This is a genomic window from Oribacterium parvum ACB1 (genome assembly GCF_000238055.2).
In the GTDB taxonomy this organism is placed as follows: domain Bacteria; phylum Bacillota; class Clostridia; order Lachnospirales; family Lachnospiraceae; genus Oribacterium; species Oribacterium parvum.
The window spans coordinates 1444706-1466798 of sequence record NZ_KE148312.1 but is presented as its reverse complement, the minus strand read 5'-3'; the positions used below and the strand labels follow the sequence as shown (position 1 = coordinate 1466798).

The 22093-nt window shown below is 42.7% G+C and carries 17 protein-coding genes; 5 read left to right on the top strand and 12 right to left on the bottom strand.

Annotation, left to right across the window (positions count from 1 at the left end):
* The first annotated feature begins 442 nt into the window (after nucleotides 1-442).
* Nucleotides 443-3274 (top strand): ComEC/Rec2 family competence protein, encoded by a 2832-nt coding sequence (locus HMPREF9625_RS06525; protein ID WP_009533910.1) that lies wholly within the window; start codon nucleotides 443-445, stop codon nucleotides 3272-3274.
* A gap of 376 nt (nucleotides 3275-3650) precedes the next feature.
* On the opposite strand, the gene HMPREF9625_RS06520 is transcribed toward HMPREF9625_RS06525, so the two are convergent.
* From HMPREF9625_RS06520 to HMPREF9625_RS06500, 5 genes are all read right to left on the bottom strand, one after another.
* Complete coding sequence (locus tag HMPREF9625_RS06520) at nucleotides 3651-4535, bottom strand: DegV family protein (protein WP_009533909.1); 885 nt, start codon at nucleotides 4533-4535, stop codon at nucleotides 3651-3653.
* A gap of 75 nt (nucleotides 4536-4610) precedes the next feature.
* Entirely contained in the window at nucleotides 4611-6143 is a 1533-nt protein-coding gene (gene gpmI / locus HMPREF9625_RS06515) for a 2,3-bisphosphoglycerate-independent phosphoglycerate mutase (RefSeq protein WP_009533908.1), read from the bottom strand.
* Nucleotides 6144-6458: 315 nt separating this feature from the next.
* Nucleotides 6459-7007 carry a rubrerythrin gene (gene rbr / locus HMPREF9625_RS06510; protein ID WP_009533907.1) on the bottom strand — a complete coding sequence of 183 codons (549 nt, stop codon included), beginning with the start codon at nucleotides 7005-7007 and terminating at the stop codon, nucleotides 6459-6461.
* Nucleotides 7008-7210: 203 nt separating this feature from the next.
* Complete coding sequence (locus tag HMPREF9625_RS06505) at nucleotides 7211-7753, bottom strand: NADH peroxidase (RefSeq protein ID WP_009533906.1); 543 nt, start codon at nucleotides 7751-7753, stop codon at nucleotides 7211-7213.
* A 107-nt stretch (nucleotides 7754-7860) separates the two neighbouring features.
* The gene (locus HMPREF9625_RS06500) at nucleotides 7861-8280 is read right to left on the bottom strand and encodes a Fur family transcriptional regulator (RefSeq protein WP_009533905.1); all 420 of its coding nucleotides are present in this window, start codon (nucleotides 8278-8280) and stop codon (nucleotides 7861-7863) included.
* A gap of 199 nt (nucleotides 8281-8479) precedes the next feature.
* Here HMPREF9625_RS06500 and rfbC point away from each other — a divergent pair, with 199 nt between their 5' ends.
* A complete protein-coding gene (gene rfbC, locus HMPREF9625_RS06495) occupies nucleotides 8480-9082 on the top strand; it encodes a dTDP-4-dehydrorhamnose 3,5-epimerase (protein ID WP_009533904.1) in 603 nt (200 codons plus the stop codon).
* The gene (locus HMPREF9625_RS06490) at nucleotides 9049-10143 is read left to right on the top strand and encodes an RluA family pseudouridine synthase (RefSeq protein WP_242822665.1); all 1095 of its coding nucleotides are present in this window, start codon (nucleotides 9049-9051) and stop codon (nucleotides 10141-10143) included. The genes rfbC and HMPREF9625_RS06490 overlap by 34 nt, the downstream gene beginning before the upstream one ends.
* 2 nt (nucleotides 10144-10145) lie before the next feature.
* On the opposite strand, the gene HMPREF9625_RS06485 is transcribed toward HMPREF9625_RS06490, so the two are convergent.
* From HMPREF9625_RS06485 to HMPREF9625_RS06465, 5 genes are all read right to left on the bottom strand, one after another.
* Nucleotides 10146-10739 carry a 5-formyltetrahydrofolate cyclo-ligase gene (locus HMPREF9625_RS06485; RefSeq protein ID WP_009533902.1) on the bottom strand — a complete coding sequence of 198 codons (594 nt, stop codon included), beginning with the start codon at nucleotides 10737-10739 and terminating at the stop codon, nucleotides 10146-10148.
* Between the two features lie 1001 nt (nucleotides 10740-11740).
* Entirely contained in the window at nucleotides 11741-12979 is a 1239-nt protein-coding gene (pepT, locus tag HMPREF9625_RS06480) for a peptidase T (RefSeq protein ID WP_009533901.1), read from the bottom strand.
* A gap of 229 nt (nucleotides 12980-13208) precedes the next feature.
* Nucleotides 13209-14198, bottom strand: a complete 990-nt coding sequence (locus HMPREF9625_RS06475; RefSeq protein WP_009533900.1) for a homoserine O-succinyltransferase — start codon at nucleotides 14196-14198, stop codon at nucleotides 13209-13211.
* Between the two features lie 31 nt (nucleotides 14199-14229).
* Entirely contained in the window at nucleotides 14230-15429 is a 1200-nt protein-coding gene (locus HMPREF9625_RS06470; RefSeq protein ID WP_009533899.1) for a D-alanyl-D-alanine carboxypeptidase family protein, read from the bottom strand.
* 243 nt (nucleotides 15430-15672) lie between these two features.
* Nucleotides 15673-16380, bottom strand: a complete 708-nt coding sequence (locus HMPREF9625_RS06465; protein WP_009533898.1) for a ComEA family DNA-binding protein — start codon at nucleotides 16378-16380, stop codon at nucleotides 15673-15675.
* Nucleotides 16381-16941: 561 nt separating this feature from the next.
* Here HMPREF9625_RS06465 and HMPREF9625_RS06460 point away from each other — a divergent pair.
* A complete protein-coding gene (locus HMPREF9625_RS06460) occupies nucleotides 16942-17577 on the top strand; it encodes a hypothetical protein (RefSeq protein WP_009533897.1) in 636 nt (211 codons plus the stop codon).
* A 232-nt stretch (nucleotides 17578-17809) separates the two neighbouring features.
* A complete protein-coding gene (locus HMPREF9625_RS06455; protein ID WP_009533896.1) occupies nucleotides 17810-19597 on the top strand; it encodes an aminopeptidase P family N-terminal domain-containing protein in 1788 nt (595 codons plus the stop codon).
* A 156-nt stretch (nucleotides 19598-19753) separates the two neighbouring features.
* Here HMPREF9625_RS06455 and gltA read toward each other — a convergent pair whose 3' ends face one another.
* Nucleotides 19754-21142 (bottom strand): NADPH-dependent glutamate synthase, encoded by a 1389-nt coding sequence (gltA, locus tag HMPREF9625_RS06450; protein ID WP_009533895.1) that lies wholly within the window; start codon nucleotides 21140-21142, stop codon nucleotides 19754-19756.
* 12 nt (nucleotides 21143-21154) lie between these two features.
* Nucleotides 21155-22036 carry a sulfide/dihydroorotate dehydrogenase-like FAD/NAD-binding protein gene (locus tag HMPREF9625_RS06445; RefSeq protein ID WP_009533894.1) on the bottom strand — a complete coding sequence of 294 codons (882 nt, stop codon included), beginning with the start codon at nucleotides 22034-22036 and terminating at the stop codon, nucleotides 21155-21157.
* Between the last annotated feature and the right edge of the window lie 57 nt (nucleotides 22037-22093).

The following is a 22093-nucleotide window of genomic DNA, read 5'->3' as shown; positions in this document are numbered from 1 at the left end:
ATTCATTTTTACGCCTATGGACATTTTTTATATCTGCTTATCTTATGCACTGTTTGTTTTTATGATATTCTTTACAATCTTCACAAAGACAAGCATGTCCGCCCCTATGGAGTATGATTTTGTGAAAAAGCACAAGCTCCTTACCATAGGATTAGTCATTCTGGGTCTATTCCTTGTACTTTTCCTGTACGGAATTCTTTCCTACTTTCATATCCCTGTTATAAGCTTAAGCTAATTGTTTCATTTTTACTTGATCTAATCTAATTGCTTGATATGAACTAAGTTCTACAGGATTCGCTTTCTGTTTTTCTATGTTTCTATTTTTTATTTCTGTTTTTCTATTTCTGTTTTTCTATTTCTGTTTTTCTATTTCTGTTTTTCTATTTCTGTTTTTCTATTTCTGTTTTCTATTTTTTTCTATTTCCATTTTAAGGAGTTTTCCATGTTTATTTCTCGCCCCCTATTTTCTTTGGCACTTTCCGTGCTTTTCGGGGAAATGCTCCTCTGCCCCGAGCTTCCGCTCTCCCTCCGCTTCGTCCTTCTTCTATTTTACCTTTTCTACCTGAGCCTTCTCTTCCGAAAGAAAAAACAAAAAATTCTGCTTCTTTCCCTCTTTCTCTTTTTTCTTTCTTCTCTTCATTTTCAAAACGCTCTTGGCCATTTTCAAAAGCAACAGGAATGTATTGAAAGAGTCATCCCCTTAAACTGTACCGTAGAGGGCACGATTTCCTACATTTCGGAAAATGAAACAGCCTATAGAATCTTTCTGAAAAATTGTATAGTCAATAGTTCCTTAGGAAAAAAGCCGAAGGAACTCGGTAAAGAGGAGGAAGAGAAGTGGGAGGCGCGAAACAATTTACCCTTTCAAAAAATACAGGTTCTTTTTAAAAAAACCGCACAGGAAGACTCCGAAATTCCGCAATATACAGAATTTTATCCCGGGGATAGGGTAGTTTTTCATGGAAAATTCATGGAGCTTAGTCCTGCAATGAATGAAGGAGAATTCTCCTTTTTACAATATTGTAAAGGAGAAGGAATAGAAGCTTTTTTTCTGGCAAACAAGATGTCTCCGGCTTCGCCTTTGCCACTTGTTCAGAACGAGATATTGCACGCTATGCGAGCAACACTTGTTAAGAATAAAGGAGAAGTCCGAGAGAACAACTCCTCCCCCTTCTTAAAGCTTCTCTACAAATTAAAAAGGCAAGCCTCCCGTGACTTAGAGAAACTGTATCCCGAAGAGCAAAGTGCTTTTCTAAAAAGCCTTTTCCTCGGAGAAAAATCAGCCCTTTCCAAAGAAGAGAAAGGTCTTTATCAGGAAGCGGGAATCGCCCATATCCTTGCAGTTTCCGGCTTACATCTATCTCTCGTCGGAGGGACTTGTTTTGTACTCCTCCGCCTTCTTGGAATGGAACTTAGTTATGCCTCCATCCTTTCCTCCTTCTTCGTTCTTTCCTTTGCTCTTTTTACCGGTTCTTCCGGCTCCACCCTCCGTGCTATGCTTATGTTTTTTGTCTACTTCTTCGGGAAAAATCTGGGAAGAGGGCAAGACAGGATTTCTTCGCTTTCACTTTCTTTGCTCCTTCTGCTTTTCCTGCAACCGCTCTTTCTTTACTCTGTCGGCTTTCAATGCTCCTTTTACAGTCTCTTTCTCCTCCTACTCTTATCTTTACGAGACGGTAAGAAGAGGCGGAAAGCCCTCTCTAAAAAATGGGAAAAAGCTAAGAGAAAGAAAAGATTCACAGAACTTTTAAGGCTTCTACCAAAAAAAATAAAGGAAGGGGGAAAAGAGCTCTTTCTATTTTATCTCGGCTTATTTCCGCTTTTTTCCTTTTTACAATCCTCCTTTCCGCTTTATGCCCCTCTTTTAAATCTGCTCCTCCTCCCCTTGCTTCCTTTTATCTTTTTTCTCGGGATTCTTTCTATTCTTTTCTCTCATCTTCCCCCTCTTTTCTTCCCTCTTGTAAAGCTACTTTCTCAAAGCCTGTCTTTTCTTTTAAGCCTTTTCCATAGCCTCATTTACTTTAGCCTGCAGCTTCCCTATTCTTCCCTTCTTTTAGGAAAACTTTCCCTCCCCGCTCTCTTTCTCTATCTTTTTCTTTTTTACATACTCTTCCTCTTCCCTCTGCAATCTGTAATAAAAAAAAGAAGGCAAATGCAAAAGAAAGAGAAGGAAAAGCAAATCAACTCATCCTTCTCTTGCATTTCTCTCTTTGCGATAAAAAAAATATGCTATCTCAAAAATATTCTTTCTCTTCTATTTATCTGTACTATACCGCTCTTTCTTCCCTCTCCACCTAAAGACTTGGAAATCACCGCCCTCTACGTGGGACAAGGCGACGGCTTCCTTATTCGAAAAGGAAATTTTGTCATGACCATTGATAACGGCTCCTCCTCCGACAAAAATTTTCCGGAAAATACCCTGCTGCCCTACTGCAAAGCGAAGCGAATCCATAAAATCCGGTACGCCTTAATCACCCATTCCGATATCGATCACACGAGCGGAATACAAGCCATTTTGGAAGAGGGAAGTACGGAAAGCACACACTCAGACATATGTAAACTGCAGATTGAAAATCTGATTCTTCCGGTACAAGCCAAAGACGATTATCGCTATGATCTCTTAAAGCGCCTTGCCGGAAGGCATGGAGCAAGGCTTCTGTATTGGAAAAACGGAAACAGTATAGTGTATGGTAATAAAAATCACTCTGTCTCTGACACAACTTCTCCCTCTGACACACTTCCTCCCTCCGGCACAGCTCCTTCCTCTGACTTATTTCCTCCCTCCGATACGGCGCCTTCCGAAAAATCGGCTTTTCTATCCCTGCGCTGTTACTACCCGCTCACAAATGCCCCCATGGAAGAAGCAAATGCACATTCCCTAGGCTGTATCCTTCGATACGGAGATTTTTCCATGGTTTTTACCGGTGATATGCCGAAAGAAGCCGAGGAAGCAATGCTTTCCGCTATAAAAAAAGAGGGGCAAAGCCCCTCTGTGGATATCATAAAACTCGCGCACCACGGATCGAAAACTTCCTCTTCTCCCATTTTTCTTTCAGAAACAAAAGGAAAGTTCGCACTCTTTTCCTACGGAAAGAACAATCGTTATGGACATCCGCATCAAATCACCTTGGAAAAATGTTCCTACTTCCGCCTCATTCCCTTAGAAACGGCAAAAGTCGGAGAAATTCAAATAAAAACGGACGGAAAAAAATATGAAATCGTAGCCCCCTGCCGGGTAACTTCATCGCTCCCTGCAGAAATGCCTGACAGCTAATACGCAAAGGAAGCCATCAAGCGAGATACCTCCTGCTTTATCCGTAAGTAAAAGAAAAGGGGCTGTAAAAAAATCAAAATAATAAAGTGATTTTTGCAATATAGGTCTGAATGCGGGGTAGTCTGAGCCCGTCGGTACTTGCGAAAAACAAGAGAAACGCAGTTTTTCGCTTAGTATCCGTTATGTAAGGACAAACTTTTCATCAGAAAAGTTGTTCTGTAACAGACCAACTTCCGAAGGAAGTTGCTTTGCAAAGCAAAGTGAGCAGTAGTCAACAAGACTACTGCTCAGTCAGGCGAAGCTAGCGAGAGCGTGCCCAAGTTCAGACCTATATTGCTTAGAAAATTATTTTGATTTTTTTACAGCACCTGGTAGACTAGTTCAGCTCCTTAGGTCTTTTAATAACTGCTGCTCCGAGACCATTTTCCCCGATATGGCAAGAAATAAGGAGGGACAGCGGGCGAACCACAATTTCCTCTTCAAAACGATTCGGAAACTCCGCCTTAAGCTGCTCTCTAAAGTTCTCTGCCTGCTCTTTGTTATCCGTATAAGCAACCGCAATATGACAGTCCCTCGCCTCCGGGTCTCCCAATCGCTCAAGTGTCTGATGTAAGCCCTCGATAATTGCTTCCCTGACCTGCTTTTCCGTTCTTACCTTCTTGTAGGAATCCAGCTTTCCTCCCTCATTGATGGCAAGAACCGGCTTGATTTGTAACAAGGTACCGATTGCAGCCGCCATAGGAGTAATCCTTCCCCCTCTTTTCAAGTAGCTTAAGTTTTGTACCCCGATATAGATCCCGTTTTCTCCGGTAGAATGATTTAAAAGGTCCTGAATCACTTTTCCGGTATAGCCCTTTTCTCCAAGCAGCTTCGCAAAAATACAGTGCATGCGCTGTGTCACGGAAACTCCACGGCTGTCCGGCACAAAAACTCTTCCAAGATACGGCTCATCCTGTGAGAGCATGATAGCGGTTTGCGTAGATCCGGAAAGTCCGGAGCTTAGAGGAATATGCACAACTTCATCGTATTCCGTAAGCAACTCATCCCAAGCCTCCATAACACTCTCCATAGAGGGCTGAGAGGTAGAAACCAGTTCTCCCGAAAGAAGCCTTTGAAAGAACTCTTCCCGGCTCATGTTGATATCTTCAAAATATTCCTCTTCCCCCATTCGGAAGGGCATAGGAACCACTTTGATTCCCAGCTCTCTTCCCTCCTCCGGGGTGATTCCCGAACCCGAGTCGGTGCAGATTCCGATTTTCATGCCTACTCCTCTCTACTGCCAAGGGAGAAGACTCCTCCCCTCCTTGGTTTTTTCCTCTATTATAAAAATCCGACTTTATTTTTCCAAAAGACTCTTTCCTGTCATTTCCTTTGGCTGCGGGATACCCATTAGCTCCAAAAGAGTCGGTGCAACATCTGCAAGACATCCGCCTTCTCTTAACTTATGTTTCTCTTCACTTACCAGAATAAAAGGCACGGGATTTGTCGTATGTGCCGTATAAGGTTCTCCCGTCTTTTCATCAATCATAATATCCGCATTGCCATGATCCGCTAAAATGAAGAGATTCCCATGCATGGACTCTACCGCATCAACAACCTTTCCCATGCACTCATCCACTACCTCAATCGCCTTGATTGCTGCGGGGAGAACACCGGTGTGTCCCACCATGTCGGGATTAGCAAAGTTAGCTACCACCAAATCATACTTTCCGGACCTGATTGCTTCAGTCAGCTTTTCCGTAACCGTATAGCAACTCATTTCAGGCTTTAAATCATAGGTTGGAACCTCCTTCGGAGAAGGAACAAGGATTCTATCCTCATTTTCATAAGGTTCCTCTTTCCCTCCGTTAAAGAAGAAAGTAACATGGGCATACTTCTCGGTCTCCGCAATACGAAGCTGATTCTTTCCCAGGTTGGAAACCACTTCTCCCAAAGTATTATGAATTTCTTCCTTTTCGAAAGCCACATGCTTATTGGGAATCGTAGGATCATAGTCCGTAAAGCAGACAAAGAATATATTCTTCCTTGCTCCTCTCTCAAAGAAACTGAAATCATCATCACAGAAAGCATGGCAGATTTCTCTTGCTCTATCCGGGCGGAAGTTAAAGAAAATCATTGCATCACCGTCAGAAACAGTATGCACTGCTCCATCTTTTTCAATCACCGTCGGAAGTACAAATTCATCATATACCTTCTTCGCATAAGAAGCGTCTATCGCCTCTTCTACGGAAGAAGCCTTTTCTCCCGTGCCGTCCACCATAGCGCGATACGCCTTTTCCACTCTGTCATAATTCTTGTCTCTATCCATGGCATAATATCTTCCTGAAATCGTCGCAATCTCTCCTACATGAAGCTCCTGCATCTTCTTTTCTACAGCGAGAAGGAAAGATTTTCCGGAATCGGGAGGCGTATCCCTACCGTCTAAAAAGGCATGAAGATAAACCTTCTTTAAGCCTGCTCTCTTGGCAAGCTCCAAAAGTCCGTAGATGTGCTCAATATGAGAGTGTACTCCGCCACTGGAAACCAAGCCCATAAAGTGCAGGGCGGAATCCTCTTTCTTACAATGCTCTACCGCAGCCTTTAAAGCTTTATTTTCAAAAAAATCACCATCCTGAATAGACTTTGTGATTCGGGTTAATTCCTGATAAACAATTCTCCCGGCGCCCATATTCATGTGCCCTACTTCAGAGTTCCCCATTTGTCCGTCAGGGAGCCCTACGAATAGACCGGAGGCCTGTCCCTCCACATAGGGGAATTCCTTCTTCAGTCTGTCCATAACGGGCGTCTTGGCAAGGGCAATCGCATTGCCCTCTTTCTCTTTTCTCTCTCCATAGCCGTCAAGAATCAATAAAACTGTCGGTTTCTTCATCTATATCCTCTCTTTCCATTCCGGGAAATAAAAGCAACTAAAGCATTCCTTTAAAACACTTAAAAAGTCTATCCCAAACTGTGCTTTCCGTCAATTCTTAGAAGTATAAAAGCTTTCTTATTTTTCCGAAGGAAGTCGTATTATGGAAATAAAACAAATTCTATAAACACAGTCTTTCTTTGAAAATTAGATAAAAGTAAAAGACTACATTGCGATACTCTCGCAATGCAGTCCTTCTTTTCAATACTGCAATCCTGCACGCTTTGTGCACCCTATTCGTTATGAAACTCTACGCAATTCCAAAAGCGGTGCTCTTTAATAGTTATCAGCCTTTCTCTCGAAGTAAGCCTTCGGATGATTACAGCAAGGACATACCTCCGGTGCTTCCTCTCCCTCATAGATAAAACCGCAGTTTCTACAGTGCCAAAGTGTCGGCTTATCCTCTTTGAAGGTGGTATTATCTAAAATTCCCTGTAAAAGCTCTTGGAAACGAGCATCATGCTCTTTCTCTACCGCTCCTACCAGACGGAACTTTGCGGCAAGCTCCTTAAATCCCTCTTTCTCCGCTACTTCTGCAAAGTTCTTATACATCTCGGTCCACTCATAGTGCTCACCTTCGGAAGCAGCCTTTAAGTTTGCTGCTGTATCTCCGATTCCGCCGCCAAGTCCGGCAAGCTCCTTAAACCACATCTTTCCATGATACTCTTCGTTTGCCGCTGTCTCTTCCAAAATAGCCGCAATCTGCTGATATCCGTCCTTCTTTGCCTGAGAAGCATAATAAGTATACTTATTTCTTGCCTGAGACTCTCCGGCAAATGCCGCCCATAAGTTTTTCTCTGTTTCCGTACCCTTGTAGTTTGCCATAATAACCCTCCTCTACAGCTGTGTCACTATTTTTCCTATAGCAGACATAAAAAACGAAATATTGTAAAAACAGATTACAACACTCATCAATAATTAGAAATAGAGGAAGCGCTCTTCCTCTATTTCCTTCGGCTCAACCATGATGTTGACCGTATTATTTTAATCTATAGCAATTATAAAATCAATCGGTTTTATCAATTATATTAGTTGAAGTATCTCTTTAAGAGACCGTAGAAAGCCTTACCGTGTCTAGCCTCATCTCTAGCCATTTCGTGAACAGTATCATGGATAGCGTCTAAGTCATGTGCCTTCGCTCTCTTAGCAAGGTCAACCTTACCTGCAGTAGCACCGTTCTCCGCCTTAACACGAGCCTCTAAGTTCTCCTTAGTGGATGCGGAAACAACTTCTCCTAAGAGTTCTGCGAAACGAGATGCATGATCTGCCTCTTCAAATGCAGCCTGTCTGTAGTAGTCGCCTACCTCGGGATATCCCTCTCTATAAGCTGCTCTACTCATTGCAAGGTACATACCAACCTCACTGCACTCACCTTCAAAGTTAGCTCTCAAATCCTTCTTGATATCTTCCGGAACGTCCTTAGCTACACCGATTACGTGCTCAGCAGCCCATGTAAGCTCTCCACTCTGCTCAACGAACTTATCGGAGCTTGCCTTACATACCGGACACTGCTCGGGAGCCTGTGCTCCCTCATAAACATAACCACAAACTGAACAAACCCATGTCTTCATAACCTTTTCTCCTTTTCCGCCTTACCGGCTCACTCAACTTAACATCACTGCCCTGTGCAGTAATATTTGCTCAACTCGAAGCGTGCATTCCTGACAATGACACTTCTTTACACTTCTGCTCCGAGCGCCGAACCCTCCACAGCTCCACACTCATCACATATTCCATGGAAAACCAAGTCATGACTTGTAATTACTCCCGGAATGTACATCTCCACTTCGGAGTCCAGAACATCCGTATCCAAGACTTCCGCAGCCTTCATCGGTACATCGTAAACCCGTCCGCACTTCTCACATATAAAATGATAATGCGCTTTTACCGTAGGGTCAAAACGATCCGCTCCGGAAACAAAACTCAGTTTTCGAATTTCTCCTAAATCCGAAAGAAGCTTTAAGTTTCGGTATACCGTTGCCAAGCTGATGCTGGGATCCTTCGTTCTTAGTTCAGCAAAAATCGTATCAGCCGTGGGATGATCCTTATGTCCACGAATCTGATCCAAGACTTCTGCTCGTTGTCTGGAATAGTTCATTGGCTTTCCCTTTCTTCATTCCTTTGCTTTATTCTTAGTTAGTTGAATAAAACAAAATTGATAATCACTATCAACATTGAATAATATAATAAAGACTTTTATTTTTGTCAAGCAATTTTCGAAAAAAAATTCTCATTCTTTTTTCTTTATGGTATGCTATGAGCTGGTTAAAAAAAGAAAGCTTCAGAAAGGGTCAGTTATGGGACAGATTCATGTTGAAAAAACCGATATCGAAGGTTTATGCATCATTACCCCTACAGTGCATAAGGATAGTCGGGGCTATTTTATGGAAAGCTATAACGAAAGAGATTTCAAGGAGGCAGGGCTTGATCTCACTTTTGTACAGGACAATCAAAGTATGTCTCAAAAAGGTGTTTTGCGAGGACTGCATTTTCAAAAAGAATTCCCTCAGGGAAAACTGGTTCGTGTGCTGAAAGGACGAGTTTATGATGTTGCAGTAGATTTACGAAAGTCCAGTCCCAGCTATGGAAAGCACTTCGGCATCATCCTGACCGAAGAGAATAAAAAAATGTTCTATATTCCGGAGGGCTTTGCACACGGCTTCCTTGTACTTTCCGATTTTGCGGAGTTCGCGTATAAGGTAACGGATTTTTATCATCCCGGTGACGAGGGCGGTCTTGCCTGGAATGATCCCTCTATTGGAATCGAGTGGCCCGAGTTAAAGGGTGAGTATCGGGGAAATGCACATAAGGACGGCTATTACATGGAAGACGGAAGCCCTCTGATTCTTTCCGAGAAGGATGAGCTTTGGCTTCCTTTAAAGGATACCTTCGCATTCTAATGAAGCAGAATATCCGAAAACTGAACTACAAGATTACCAAAAGCTTCCATGGCCTGACCATAGAAGCTTTTTTACATAGGAAACGCTATACCCGAGGAATGATTTCCGGCTTAAAAAAAGTGAAGTATGTAGAAAATGGAGTAACGCACTACGGGATAGAGAAAAATGGGCAATGGGCATTTAGCATCGATCTTCTTAATGACGGAGATCTTTTAAGTATTTCCTTTCTGGAAATGGAAGCGGAGGACTCCGCTGCGCCCTATTCTCTTCCTTTAGATATCGTTTACGAGGATGAAGATATTCTGCTTTTGAACAAGCCTGCAGGAATTCCTTCGCACCCCTCTCCCGGGCACTATGAAGGAACACTGGCAGGAGCCGCTTCCTACTACTATAAAGAAATAAAAGGAATTCAGCCTTTTGTTTGCCGCATGATTCACCGCCTGGATCTGGACACGAGCGGTCTCCTCCTTTTAGGAAAGAATAAATTTTCCGGCTCCCTCCTAAATCAGGATATGCGTGCCGGAAGAATCGAGAGATGCTATACCGCATTTTGTCACGGAAATCCAGCCTTAGCTTTTGAAAACACCACTTCTCCATATTCTGTTTCCAAAGAGAATGCAAAGAATTCCGGGAATCTCGGAATCCCCGACTCTCTCCCCACGTCCCTCAAAACACTTCCCGGACTGGAAAAAAACGGAGATATTCTTCGTATTTCCGCGCCGATTCAAAGGGTGGAAAATGAATACATGCTTAGGGAGGTACATTTTCAAAACGGACAGGAAGCGGTAACCAATATTCTATCCGTAGAATATTTTCCCGAAAAGGACTTCTCCCGTATAAAGCTTCGCTTAGAGACCGGAAGAACACATCAGATTCGGGTGCACCTTTCCTATATCGGCTGCCCTTTACTGGGAGACAGTTTATATGGCGGGAACGCTTACACGCCTTACATGAAAAGACAGGCGCTCCATTCGAGCTCCATCGAGTTCCTTCATCCGGAAAGCGGTGAAAAGATGCAGTTTGAAATTCCTCTTCCGAGAGATATGGAGGAACTTCTTTAAGATTATCTTCTGCAGGGAATCATTTCTTCTTCTGTAAGAACATAATCCATAAATATGTCTTGCTTCTCCATCGGAATCTTTTCGGAAAGCAAAGAAGCGTAGCATAGGCAGAGTTTGCTTCCTGCGTTTTTCTCTAAAAAACGATCATAGTAGCCCGCACCGTGTCCTAATCTTCCTCCTCTTCTATCTGCAGAAACGCAAGGGATAATCATTAAGGAAAATACTTGTACCTTCGCTCCCTCTATCTCTTTTCTCGGTTCCAATATCCCCAAAGTTCCGGGCTGAAGGTCGTCCCAGGAGAAGATTTCCACAGCCTCCATAATCTTCTCTTTTCCGGGTAGACAGCGCGGTACATATACTCTTTTTCCCATCGCAAAGGCGGTATCTATGATTTCTTTTGTGCAGGGTTCTCTTTCCATACTGACATAAGTGAAAATACTTTCTGCAGTAAGAAAGTACGGTAACTGCAAAAGTCTAAGCTGAATCTCTTCGTCCGACTTGGCAATCGAGTCCCTGCCCAGTTTCCCTCGGAGGCTTTGGACTTTTTCCCGCAATCTTTTCTTTGCCTCTGCTCTATCTTCAAAAAGTGAAACCATCTTAACTCCCTCCTTTTATCATGTACTATAATCATAATTACAGTACTATATTCTTATGTTAAGCTATATTCTTATGTTAAGCTATATTCTTATGTTAAGCTATATTCTTATGATGTACTATATTCTTATGTTATCTATAGTTTTATGATGTCTATCGTATTAGGGATTTTCTTTCGAATAGCTTTATTGTAGCAGATGCCATTTCCCCGGTACAATCCCCTGGGATAATTTAAAATACTTTCATGTAAACTTTTATTTCTAATTTACATTATGGCTAATTCATCTCCAAATTACGCTATAGAAATCTACCGATTTCTTATCTACTATTTCTCTAAATAATTATTATAAATAAAAATAATATTTTTTCTAAAAATCTATTTACAAAAGAAATTTTCTATGTTAGACTTTAGCCAAGAAACGAAAAACAAATGCAAAAAGTCTTCTCTCTGAAGAGAAAGGAGAGCAGCTTAGCAAAGTGCAAGCAGAAAGAACTTGCGAACTATAATACGAAAGAGAGGTACAGTCCCATGGACCCAGAAATGTGCTTCTTTTTGGTAACGAACCTAAGATAAAAGAAAACGAATATTTGCGTAGCTAAAGGGCTATCGGTTTGTAGAAGACTTTCTTCTTATTTTCAACAGTCGAAGGCGTTCCCAAAAAGAGAATAAGAGATACCCCATCAACCATTTGTATTTTAGAAAATCTATGGTGCGAGTCCATTTTAAAATATAAACAGGCTGAAATAAAAAAGGTGGTATAGACCAATGGCTACTTTATAAAATTGAATATTGAATGAGTATAGATTAAAGAGTTGAACTCATATAGATTAAGATAAAAGCTGTAGCGGGAAAACGCTACAGCTTTTCTTTGTCGTTTCTGGCTTATGGGACAAACGGGGCTTATAGGACAAAACGTGTTGATGATATTTGTCATATCCTTTCCCCCATTGTTCCTTCTATCCCTTTTTGCCTCTTCCTTATTTCAGGTCCTTTTAGGATTCTCTACGGCTTTTTTCCAATCATTTCCTGTGTGATTCTGATAAGTACGTCAATCATTTTTCTAAAGGAGCTTAGATTCAAATACTCATAGATTCCGTGGAAATTGTCTCCGCCGGTGGAAAGATTCGGGCAGGGAAGTCCTTTATAGGAAAGACTTGCGCCGTCCGTGCCTCCGCGAATCGGCGTAACAATCGGCTTCACTCCTTCTTTCTCAAAGGCTGTCTTTGCAACCTCGACAATATACATATGGTCTTTCAGCTTTTCTTTCATATTGAAGTAGCTGTCCTTGATTACCGCCTCAAAAGATGCGCCCTTAGCCCCGTATTTCTGATTCAGCTTTTCAGCGGCATCGGCAAAGATCTTCTTTTTTTCCTCAAACTTCGCCTTATCGTGGTCACGGATAATATAATTCATCTCCGCATGGCTTTCCTCGCCGGACATATCGCAAAGATGGAAAAAACCTTCATAGCCCTCTGTATTTGCAGGAATGCAAGGTGGAAGCAGGCTGTTAAATTCCATAGCAAGAAGCAGGGCATTGAGCATCTTGTCCTTAGCGGAACCGGGATGCACATTCACACCGTGGATCTTCAGCTTTCCGGAAGCGGCATTGAAGTTTTCATACTCCACTTCACCAAGTATCCCTCCGTCCACAGTATAGGCAATCTCTGCTCCGAAGCCCGGAATATCAAAGATATCCGCACCGCATCCAACTTCCTCATCCGGCGTAAAACCGATACAAATATCGCCGTGCGGCACTTCCTTATGACTTAAAAGGTATTCCGCCATTGCCATGATTTCTCCGACACCGGCCTTATCATCCGCTCCAAGGAGAGTTGTTCCGTCGGTAACCATCAAATCATCTCCAACAGCATCTAGGAGCCTTGGGAAAATCTTAGGAGAAAGCGTCTCCGTTTCATTTAAGACGATATCTTTTCCATCATAGTTCTCAATAATTCGAGGCTTGACATTCTTTCCTCTTGCAGAAGGTGCGGTATCCATATGGGCAATAAAGCCAAGGGCGGGGGTTTTTGCATTTTCCTCTCTGGAAAGATTGGAAGGAATCTTACCATACACATAGCAATGCTCTGTCAAACGAACATCGGATACTCCAAGCTCCTTTAAGTCCTTTTCCAAAACTCTTGCCAGGTCAAACTGCTTTTCACTGGAAGGAATATGGTCCTGATCCGGTATCGATTCGGTGTCAATCTTCAAATACGAAATTAAGCGTTCTACTGCGTCCATAGTTTTTCCTTTCTTTGCTTATATCATTGTATTGTTTCTATTATATTCCGTTTCCGATTCTTCTACTACTATTTATAGCGCTTACCCAGCTCTTTTGACACCCATTATCGCTCCTTATACTATTCCTTTTGATACTCCTCCTTATCGCTCCTTATACCACTTCTTTTGATGCTTTTATATCCTTATATAATGCCTCATTTTTATACTGTTACTTCGTTTCTCCTGTTACTTAATTTCTCCTGCTGCTGATTGTACTGTCACGCTCGCTGCTGTGATCTTCTCTAAGATAGCTGTCCTCTCCTACCGGACGCATCTCCTCTAAGACGAAAGGCGTCTCTTGGTATACAAAGTTTAGCCAGTTACTGTAAATGCAGTTTGAGCCCGAACGCCAAGAAAGAATCGGCGTCTTCTCCGGATCATTGTCAGGATAGTAATTCACCGGAATATCCGGGTTTAAACCCTTTCCCAAATCCCTCTTATACTCTTTATCCAGGTCATAGCGGTCATACTCCGAGTGTCCGGTAACAAAAATCTGTCTGGAAGAGCAAGCCAAAATCAGATAGCTTCCGCACTCCTCGCTGTCCGCTACCACATAAAGCTCTTTATTGCTCCTTAAAGCTTCTTCATCCACACCGGTATAGCGGGACTGAGGGACAAAAAACTCGTCATCCATCCCCCTCATCAGCATTTTTTTACGATGCAAAATGCGGTGCTTATATACTCCGCTCAATTTCTTCTCTAAGCGAACCTTCTGTATCCCATAGTGGTGATACAGTCCCGCCTGTGCTCCCCAACAGATATGAAAGGTAGAAAAAACATGGGTTTTAGACCAGTCCATAATTTGACAAAGTTCCTCCCAGTAGTCCACCTCCGAAAACTCCATTTTCTCTACCGGAGCACCGGTAATAATCAAGCCATCAAAGTAGTCTGCCTCAATATCTTTAAATTCCACATAAAATTCATTCAAATGACTCGAACTGGTATGGGTCGATTTATAGGTGGAAACCTTCATAAAACTGATTTCCGTTTGAATCGGGAAGTTCGAGAGTACACGAAGTAAATCCAGCTCTGTATCTTCCTTTAAAGGCATCAGATTCAATATGACAATCTTTAGCGGACGAATATTTTGGGAAATGGCCCTATTTTCGTCCATTACGAAAATATTTTCCGACTCCAGAATGTATTTTGCGGGTAAATTGTTTTGTACCTTAATGGGCATATTACTCTCCTACTTCTCTATTCCGCCGCCTCTACGCCCCAAAAAGCTTGTAGAGTGCAGCCTGATCTTTGATTGCCTGCCATGTACTCGAGCTCTGACCGCTTACAACCAGAAGATTCTTTCCATTTCTTCCCTTTCCGGCTGTTACCACGCAGAACTTGGACTGACTCACATAGCCGGTTTTTGCCATCTGTACCGTTGCGCCGCCGCAGTCCTGCGTTTTAATCCTTTGTAAAAAGAGATTCGTAAACTTTACGCCCTCTGCATGCTTATTGGTCGGGGCGGTCTGATAATTCTCCGTCATCAGAACCTCTCTGGCTCTCGGGTTTTGCATGGCAAGCGCCATAATCTGTGCCATATCTTTCACTGTCATACGATGCGTGCTGTGGAAGAGTCCTGTTGCATTCTGAAAATTACACCGTGAGGACAGCCCCATTTCTCGCGCCCTTTTGTTCATGCGTTCCACAAAGGCCGCCTCCGACCCGGAGACCTCCTTACAAAGCGTAAGAACCGCATCTGCTCCGGAAGGGAGAATTACTCCATAGAGCAGGTCTTTCACCGAAACCTCTTCACCCACTATAAAACCGCAGTTACTCGCTCCCCTGGCCTGCACAAAGCTTACAATATCCTGGGTGATTGTCAGTTTTTTATTCATATCCGGAAGACTTTCCGCAAAAATAAGGAGACTCATGACCTTCGTCATAGAAGCCGGATACATGGCCTGAGAAGCATTTTTTTCAGCCAAAATACTACCGTTATCCAAATCATAGACCACCGCATAGTTTGCATCAATTTCTGAAGATAAGGTTCTTGTCGAAGAGTTTCCGGACAGCTGCGCAAGATTTTGCAGACTTCCGGTCTTTGCAGTTACAGCGGTTCCCGGATTCACAGAGGGTGTTCCCGAGGAATTGACCTGTGGATTCGCAGAGGAATTTCCCGCTGTATTATTGTTTGCGGCCGGAGTGTTCACTCCATTTCCGTACAATAAATCTTCTATGTATTGATAGGTCGGGTCATTTCCTCTTCCGACTCCATTTCCGTTTACAGAAACAGGACCGTAATCGCTAATACCATATACCCGTTCTTCAGCGATTGTAGAGAAAGGCAGGCAGAGAGAAAGGCTTAAAAGTACTGCAAGTCCGGCACGATAAAACTTTCTATTAAAAGCAAAACCAAGCTTTCGCTTTTCCGATTCCTTTGTTTGATTCAATTCTATATCCTTAAATTTCATTTCTCCCTCAACTTCTCTTAACGCGGGATTGTCCTATAGAAAGCCAAAAACACCGGCTAAAGTAATCCTCACAATTCGACATTTCCTATAATTTTACAGATAATAAGAATGATAAAGGGCGAAGGCAAAAAGCACAAGGGATAAAGCTTACAATATTCTATACATTTCCGGACAGAACCGATAATTCACGAATCTTTTTTCTAAAGTAAACATTGAAAAGCAGAGTAACTTTCGCTCCTCCATTTATTCCACTGTAATAAAATCCTGAATCTTCGCAAAAGTCTTCTCTCCAATCCGTTTTACATTCATAATTTCCTCTATCGTAGAAAATCCTCCATATTCTTCTCTATAAGAAATAATATTATTCGCCGTCGCAGGTCCAATCCCCTTTAGACTTTCCAATTCCTTTGCATTCGCCGTATTGATATTGATTTTAGTCGAAGTATTTCTTTTGTCGGATTTTCTTTCAGATTCAGTCGCCTCTATTCCTTCTTTATTTCCTTTTTCCGCTTCTACCGTTTCTTCTTTGTTCACTTTTTTCCCATCTGCTATTTCCTTTTCATCAGCCATATCCGTTTCTTCTGTTACCCTTTCGATTTCTTGCTGACTTTCTCTTTCTTTTTTTCTACGCTCCATTTCTTCCATACTCCGACTTTCTTTTCCTTCAGAAAATTCTTCTTTTTGCGTATATGTCTGCTCTTCGCCTGCTCTGCCTTCATATAGCACTTCGGACTCTCTGTCTTTTACGGCAAGAAAAAAGAATGCGGAGACGGAAAGAAGAATAAGAAGAAGGAGAATCTTCCCTCTTTCTAAATATTTTTTCCAAAAACAACTTAACTCTTCCTCCTCTCTAAACTCCTTTGAATAATCGGAAAAATATTTCCCATCAAATTCTTTTTCTTCTTGATAACTCTCTTGCTTTTCCGGATGTTCAGAATAATACGGATACATAAGTGCTCCTTTCATAAATAAATGAGATTTAGATACTTTCATGTTTAGAAGTCGGATAAAATATGAGACAGTCTCACGCAGCGTGGAAAAAGAGTGCTCTAAGGGGCCGAGTGAAAAAGGCGTAAAAAGTGAATATTAGGAATAAGCCAGCGGAAACAATAGCGGAAAGTGAATATTTATTCGTAAGAAAGTGAATATTCGCCCTCAATAAAGTGAATATTTGCAGCAAAGAAGTGAACATTTGAGACTTAAAATTTGTTCGAACACGAAAATGCTCTTTGAGAAAAAAACTGTCGTTTGAGTGTAAAAAAAGAAAGTCCGGAAACAAAGAAAGAATATCCGGGATTTCAAGACTCGGAAAACCCAAAAGAAACGCAAAGACAAAGAATAAAAAAAGAATAAAAACAGACAAATAAATCTTGCCTTTACCATGGCAACATATTAGCATCTTTCAAGATTATTGTATAGCAGTTTTCACTTTTCGACTTCCCTTTTCAAAGAAGCTTTTCTTCGATACAATGGAGCAGAAAACAAGAGTGATTCATATAAGAAAGGACCACCATGATTCAATTAGAACGAAGCAGTGTAATGAACTTTGAAAATGCCGTTCGCGGGGCGAGAAATCCCATGAACTCCTGGGACAGAGGAGACTCCTACTACGACGAAAGCGGACAATATATTTTAGGACCGAATGACTTATCTCTTGCTAAAAGATTACGTCTTGCCGGTCCGGATCATAGAAAATATATCCGACAGATTTTTGTTTCTGTCGATATCACTGCTCCACTTTACTGGTGGAAGGAATACGACACCTATAAAGTGCATACTGTTGCAAACTCCACTTCCACAATGCACAAAATCCACTCCAAGGCCTTTTCTTTGGATGATTTTTCCCATGATCATTTGACAGAAGAAGGAATAGCGATTTTGGAAAGAACCATCTCGGACTTAGAGCGTATCCGCCTTAAATTTGTGGAAGAGAAAAAGAGAGAGGACTGGTATACCTTGATTCAGCTTCTCCCTTCCTCCTACAACCAGATGCGCACCTGCACCATGAACTACGAGAATCTCATCAATATGTATTTCTCAAGAAAAGGACATAAATTGCAGGAATGGCATAGCTTCTGTGACTGGATAAAAACGCTTCCCTATGCAAAGGAATTAATCCTTGCAGAAAAGGACAAGGAAGAAGTCTAAGCAATTTTCTACAAATTAAGCCTGTTTATTTTGATTTTTCTATCTATTTTACGGAAAGTCTTTCCGTAAAATCGTTTTTGCGGTACAATGAAAAAGGTTGAAAATTGCTGACCGAGCAGGGTTTATACAGTTTATTTTTCCAAATGAAAATAAATGGAGGAAGAAGGGTTTTTGAAACCGATTGATTCTGTATTTCTCTGTCTTTACGGCTTGTTCATTCAAGGAGGATCTTATGACAGTACCAGAGAGATTAGCCGCATTACGCAAGCTTATGCGGGAGAAAAACATTGATGTGTATGTAGTACCAACTGCAGATTTTCATCAGAGTGAGTATGTTGGAGAACATTTCAAGGCAAGAAAGTTTATCACCAACTTCTCCGGATCTGCAGGAACGGCAGTGATTACGTTAAACGATGCAAAGCTTTGGACTGACGGTCGTTACTTTATCCAAGCTGCCAAGCAGCTGGAAGGTACAACCGTTACCCTGATGAAGATGTTTGAGCCGGGTGTTCCTAGCGTAAACGAATATTTGGAAGAGATTTTGCAGGCCGGACAAACTCTTTCTTTCGACGGACGTGTTGTTTCCGTTGGAGAAGGAGATGAGTATGCCGAAATAGCAAAGAAAAAAGGTGCCAAAGTCGATTATCAGGAAGACTTAATCGACGAAATCTGGACTGATCGTCCTCCTCTTTCCGAGGAGCCCGCATTTTTCTTAGAGGAAAAATACACCGGAGAAAGTACCGCTTCCAAGTTGGCTCGTATTCGTAAGGAAATGGAAGAAGCCGGCTGCGATGCTCATATCGTATCCACTCTGGATGATACCTGTTGGACTCTGAACATTCGTGGAAATGATATTGAGTTCTTCCCCCTTGTTCTCTCCTATGCCATCATCAAGAAAGACAGCTTCGAACTCTACATTGACGAAAGAAAGCTCGATGACAATCTGAAGGCTCTTTTAAAGAAGGAAGGTGTAAATCTCCATCCTTATAATGCCATCTACGAGGATGTGAAGCAGCTTCCCACAGGCATCACTGTTATGGTAGATAAGTCCAAGCTGAACTATGCTATCTTTAACAATATCCCTGCTTCCGTACATGTTGTAAACAAGAGAAATCCTGCTATTCTGATGAAAGCCTTGAAAAATCCGGTAGAGATTGAAAATATCCGCAAGGCGCAGATAAAGGATAGCATTGCGCACCTGCGTTTCATGAAGTGGTTAAAGGAAAATGTCGGCAAGATCAGAATCACGGAGCTTAGTGCTTCCGAGAAGCTCGATGAGTTCCGTAAGGAGATGGGCAACTTTATCCGTGACAGCTTTGAGCCGATTTCCTCTTTTGGTCCTCACTCCGCCATCGTGCACTACTGTTCTTCTCCGGAAACAGATGTGGAGTTTAAGGAAGGAACCTTGTACTTAAGCGACACCGGTGCAGGTTTCTACGAGGGATCAACCGATATTACCAGAACCTTCGCTTTAGGAGAGGTTCCTCAGAATATGAAGGATGACTTTACACTGGTAGCCATCAGTAACCTCCAGCTTGGCAGTGCAAAGTTCCTCCAGGGCTGCAGCGGATTAACTCTGGATATTCTGGCAAGAAAGCCATTCTGGGATAGAGATATGAACTTTAACCATGGAACCGGTCACGGTGTAGGATACCTTTTAAATATCCATGAAGGTCCTGCAGGCTTCCGTTATAAGTACAGAGCCGGAGAAGTGGAAGAAATCCAGGAAGGTATGATTATTACCGATGAGCCGGGTCTCTATATTGAAGGTTCTCACGGTATCCGTCTTGAGAATGAGCTTTTGGCAAGAAAGGGCGTAAAGAACGAGTATGGTCAGTTCCTTTACTTCGAAGCAATCACCTTAGTTCCGTTTGACCTTGATGCCATTAACCCGGATATGATGAGCGAAGAGAATAAGAAACTCTTAAATGACTATCATGCAAAGGTTTATGAGGTTATCGCTCCGCACTTAAATGACGACGAGAAGGCTTTCTTAAAGAAGTACACAAGAGCTATCTAAGTCAAAAGAAATAAAACTAAAGAAATAAAAAAATAGAGGCGCATGTGCCAAGTGCACTGCAAAAAGAAAACTTCCGACGAAAAACGTCGGAAGTTTTTTTATTCTTTCATTACGAGAGTTATAGGACAAAAGGTGTTGATATCTAATTCCAATCAACTACCTATTGGAAAGATATTCGTGAATTCCCTTTGCTGCTGCCTTTCCTGCGCCCATAGCAAGGATAACGGTTGCTGCACCGGTTACTGCATCTCCACCTGCATATACGGCAGTCTTTGTGGTTTCTCCGTTTTCCTCTTTGGCAATGATGCAGCCTCTGCGATCCGTGTCGAGCCCCTTCGTTGTAGAACTGATCAGCGGATTCGGAGAGGTTCCAAGAGACATGATTACCGTATCACATTCCATCACATACTCGGAATTCGGAATTTCAATCGGTCGTCTTCTTCCGGAAGAATCCGGCTCTCCCAATTCCATCTTTACAATCTTCACACCGGTTACCCAGTCGTTCTCATCTACCAGAATCTCTACCGGATTCTGTAAGAGATCGAAGATAATCCCCTCTTCCTTAGCATGATGCACTTCTTCTTTTCTTGCAGGAAGTTCTTCCTCGGAACGGCGATACACAACGTGTACCTCTGCCCCTAGACGAAGGGCGGTTCTTGCAGCGTCCATGGCAACGTTACCGCCACCTACGACTACCACTTTCTTTCCGGCACGCATCGGTGTATCGGATTCCGGAAGATAAGCCTTCATCAGGTTATTTCTGGTCAGGAACTCATTAGCGGAGAAAACGCCATTTGCACTTTCACCCGGAATATTCATAAACTTAGGAAGACCTGCTCCGGTTCCCAGGAACACGGCATCAAAGCCTTCTTCATTTAAGAGCTCATCCACGGTAATGGAACGACCTACGAAAACATTGGTCAATATCTTTACTCCGAGCTTCCTTACATTTTCAATTTCCGGTCCTACAACCTTCGTCTTCGGAAGACGGAACTCCGGAATACCGTACTGCAGTACGCCGCCCGGTTCATGGAAAGCTTCAAAAATCGTTACATCATAACCAAGTTTAGCAAGGTCTCCCGCACAGGTAAGCCCGGCCGGGCCTGCACCGATTACGGCTACCTTCTTTCCGTTCGGCTCTCCTGCCTTAGCCGCCTGGAAGCCATGTTCTCTTGCCCAGTCCGCTACAAAACGCTCCAGCTTTCCGATGGCAACAGGCTCTCCCTTGATACCGCGGATACAAACACCTTCACACTGTGTCTCCTGCGGACATACTCTTCCGCAAACAGCAGGTAAAGCAGAGGATCGAGCAATGATTTCTGCCGCCTTCTCAAAGTTTCCTTCCTTTACCTCGTGAATAAATTCATTAATCTGAATGGATACGGGGCAACCTACCACACACTTCGGGTTTCTGCAATTCAAGCAGCGTACCGCCTCTTCCATCGCTTCTTTTTCCGTATATCCTAAACATACTTCCTCAAAGTTTTTTGCACGAACTTTCGGCTCCTGCTCAGCAACAGGAACTCTTTTCATCATATCAGCCATAATTTTCCTCCCTTAGTTGCAATTTCCGCATCCACCATGGGACTTCTCAGCTTCCAACAGTTCCAGAAGTGCCTTACCCTCTTCTGTCTTATAGGTCTGCTGTCTCTTCATGGCCAGATTAAAGTCAACCAAATGTCCGTCAAACTCCGGTCCGTCTACGCAGGCAAATTTCACCTGGTCTCCCACAACCAGACGGCAAGCACCGCACATTCCCGTTCCGTCAATCATAATCGGATTCATGGAAACGATGGTCGGAATACCCAGCTCTTTCGTTGTAAGTGCCGCGAACTTCATCATGATAACTGGACCGATAGCGATACAACGAGTGTATTTCTTTCCTTCCTCGTTAACCAGACGCTTTAAAACGTCGGTTACCACGCCCTTATCACCGTAAGAACCGTCATCTGTTGTCACATATACATTCTTCGCTACTTTACGAAGATCCTCTTCCATAATAAGAAGATCCTTATTTCTTGCCCCTAAGATAACATCCGCTTCGATTCCTCTTTCATGAAGCCACTTCACCTGCGGATAAACGGGAGCTGCCCCTACACCGCCGGCAATAAAGATGATACTCTCCTTTTCCAGTTCTTCCTTCGTCATCTCGACAAGTTCGGATGGACGGCCCAAGGGACCTACGATATCGGTAAAATAATCGCCCGCCTTCAGATGACTGAATTTCTCCGTAGATGCACCGATTACCTGGAACACAATGGTAATGGTCCCCTTCTCCCTATCATAGTCTGCGATGGTTAAGGGAATTCTTTCTCCAAGCTCCCCTAGCTTTGCAATCATAAACTGTCCCGGCTCCGCTTTTCGAGCCACATAAGGTGCTTCCACATCCATGAGCCAGTCTTTATCAACGAGATGCTCAACTCTAGTGATTTTGTACATGCTCTCCTCCATGTTTCATGCCTAGATTAGCTAGGTATAATCGTGTGTTAATAATTT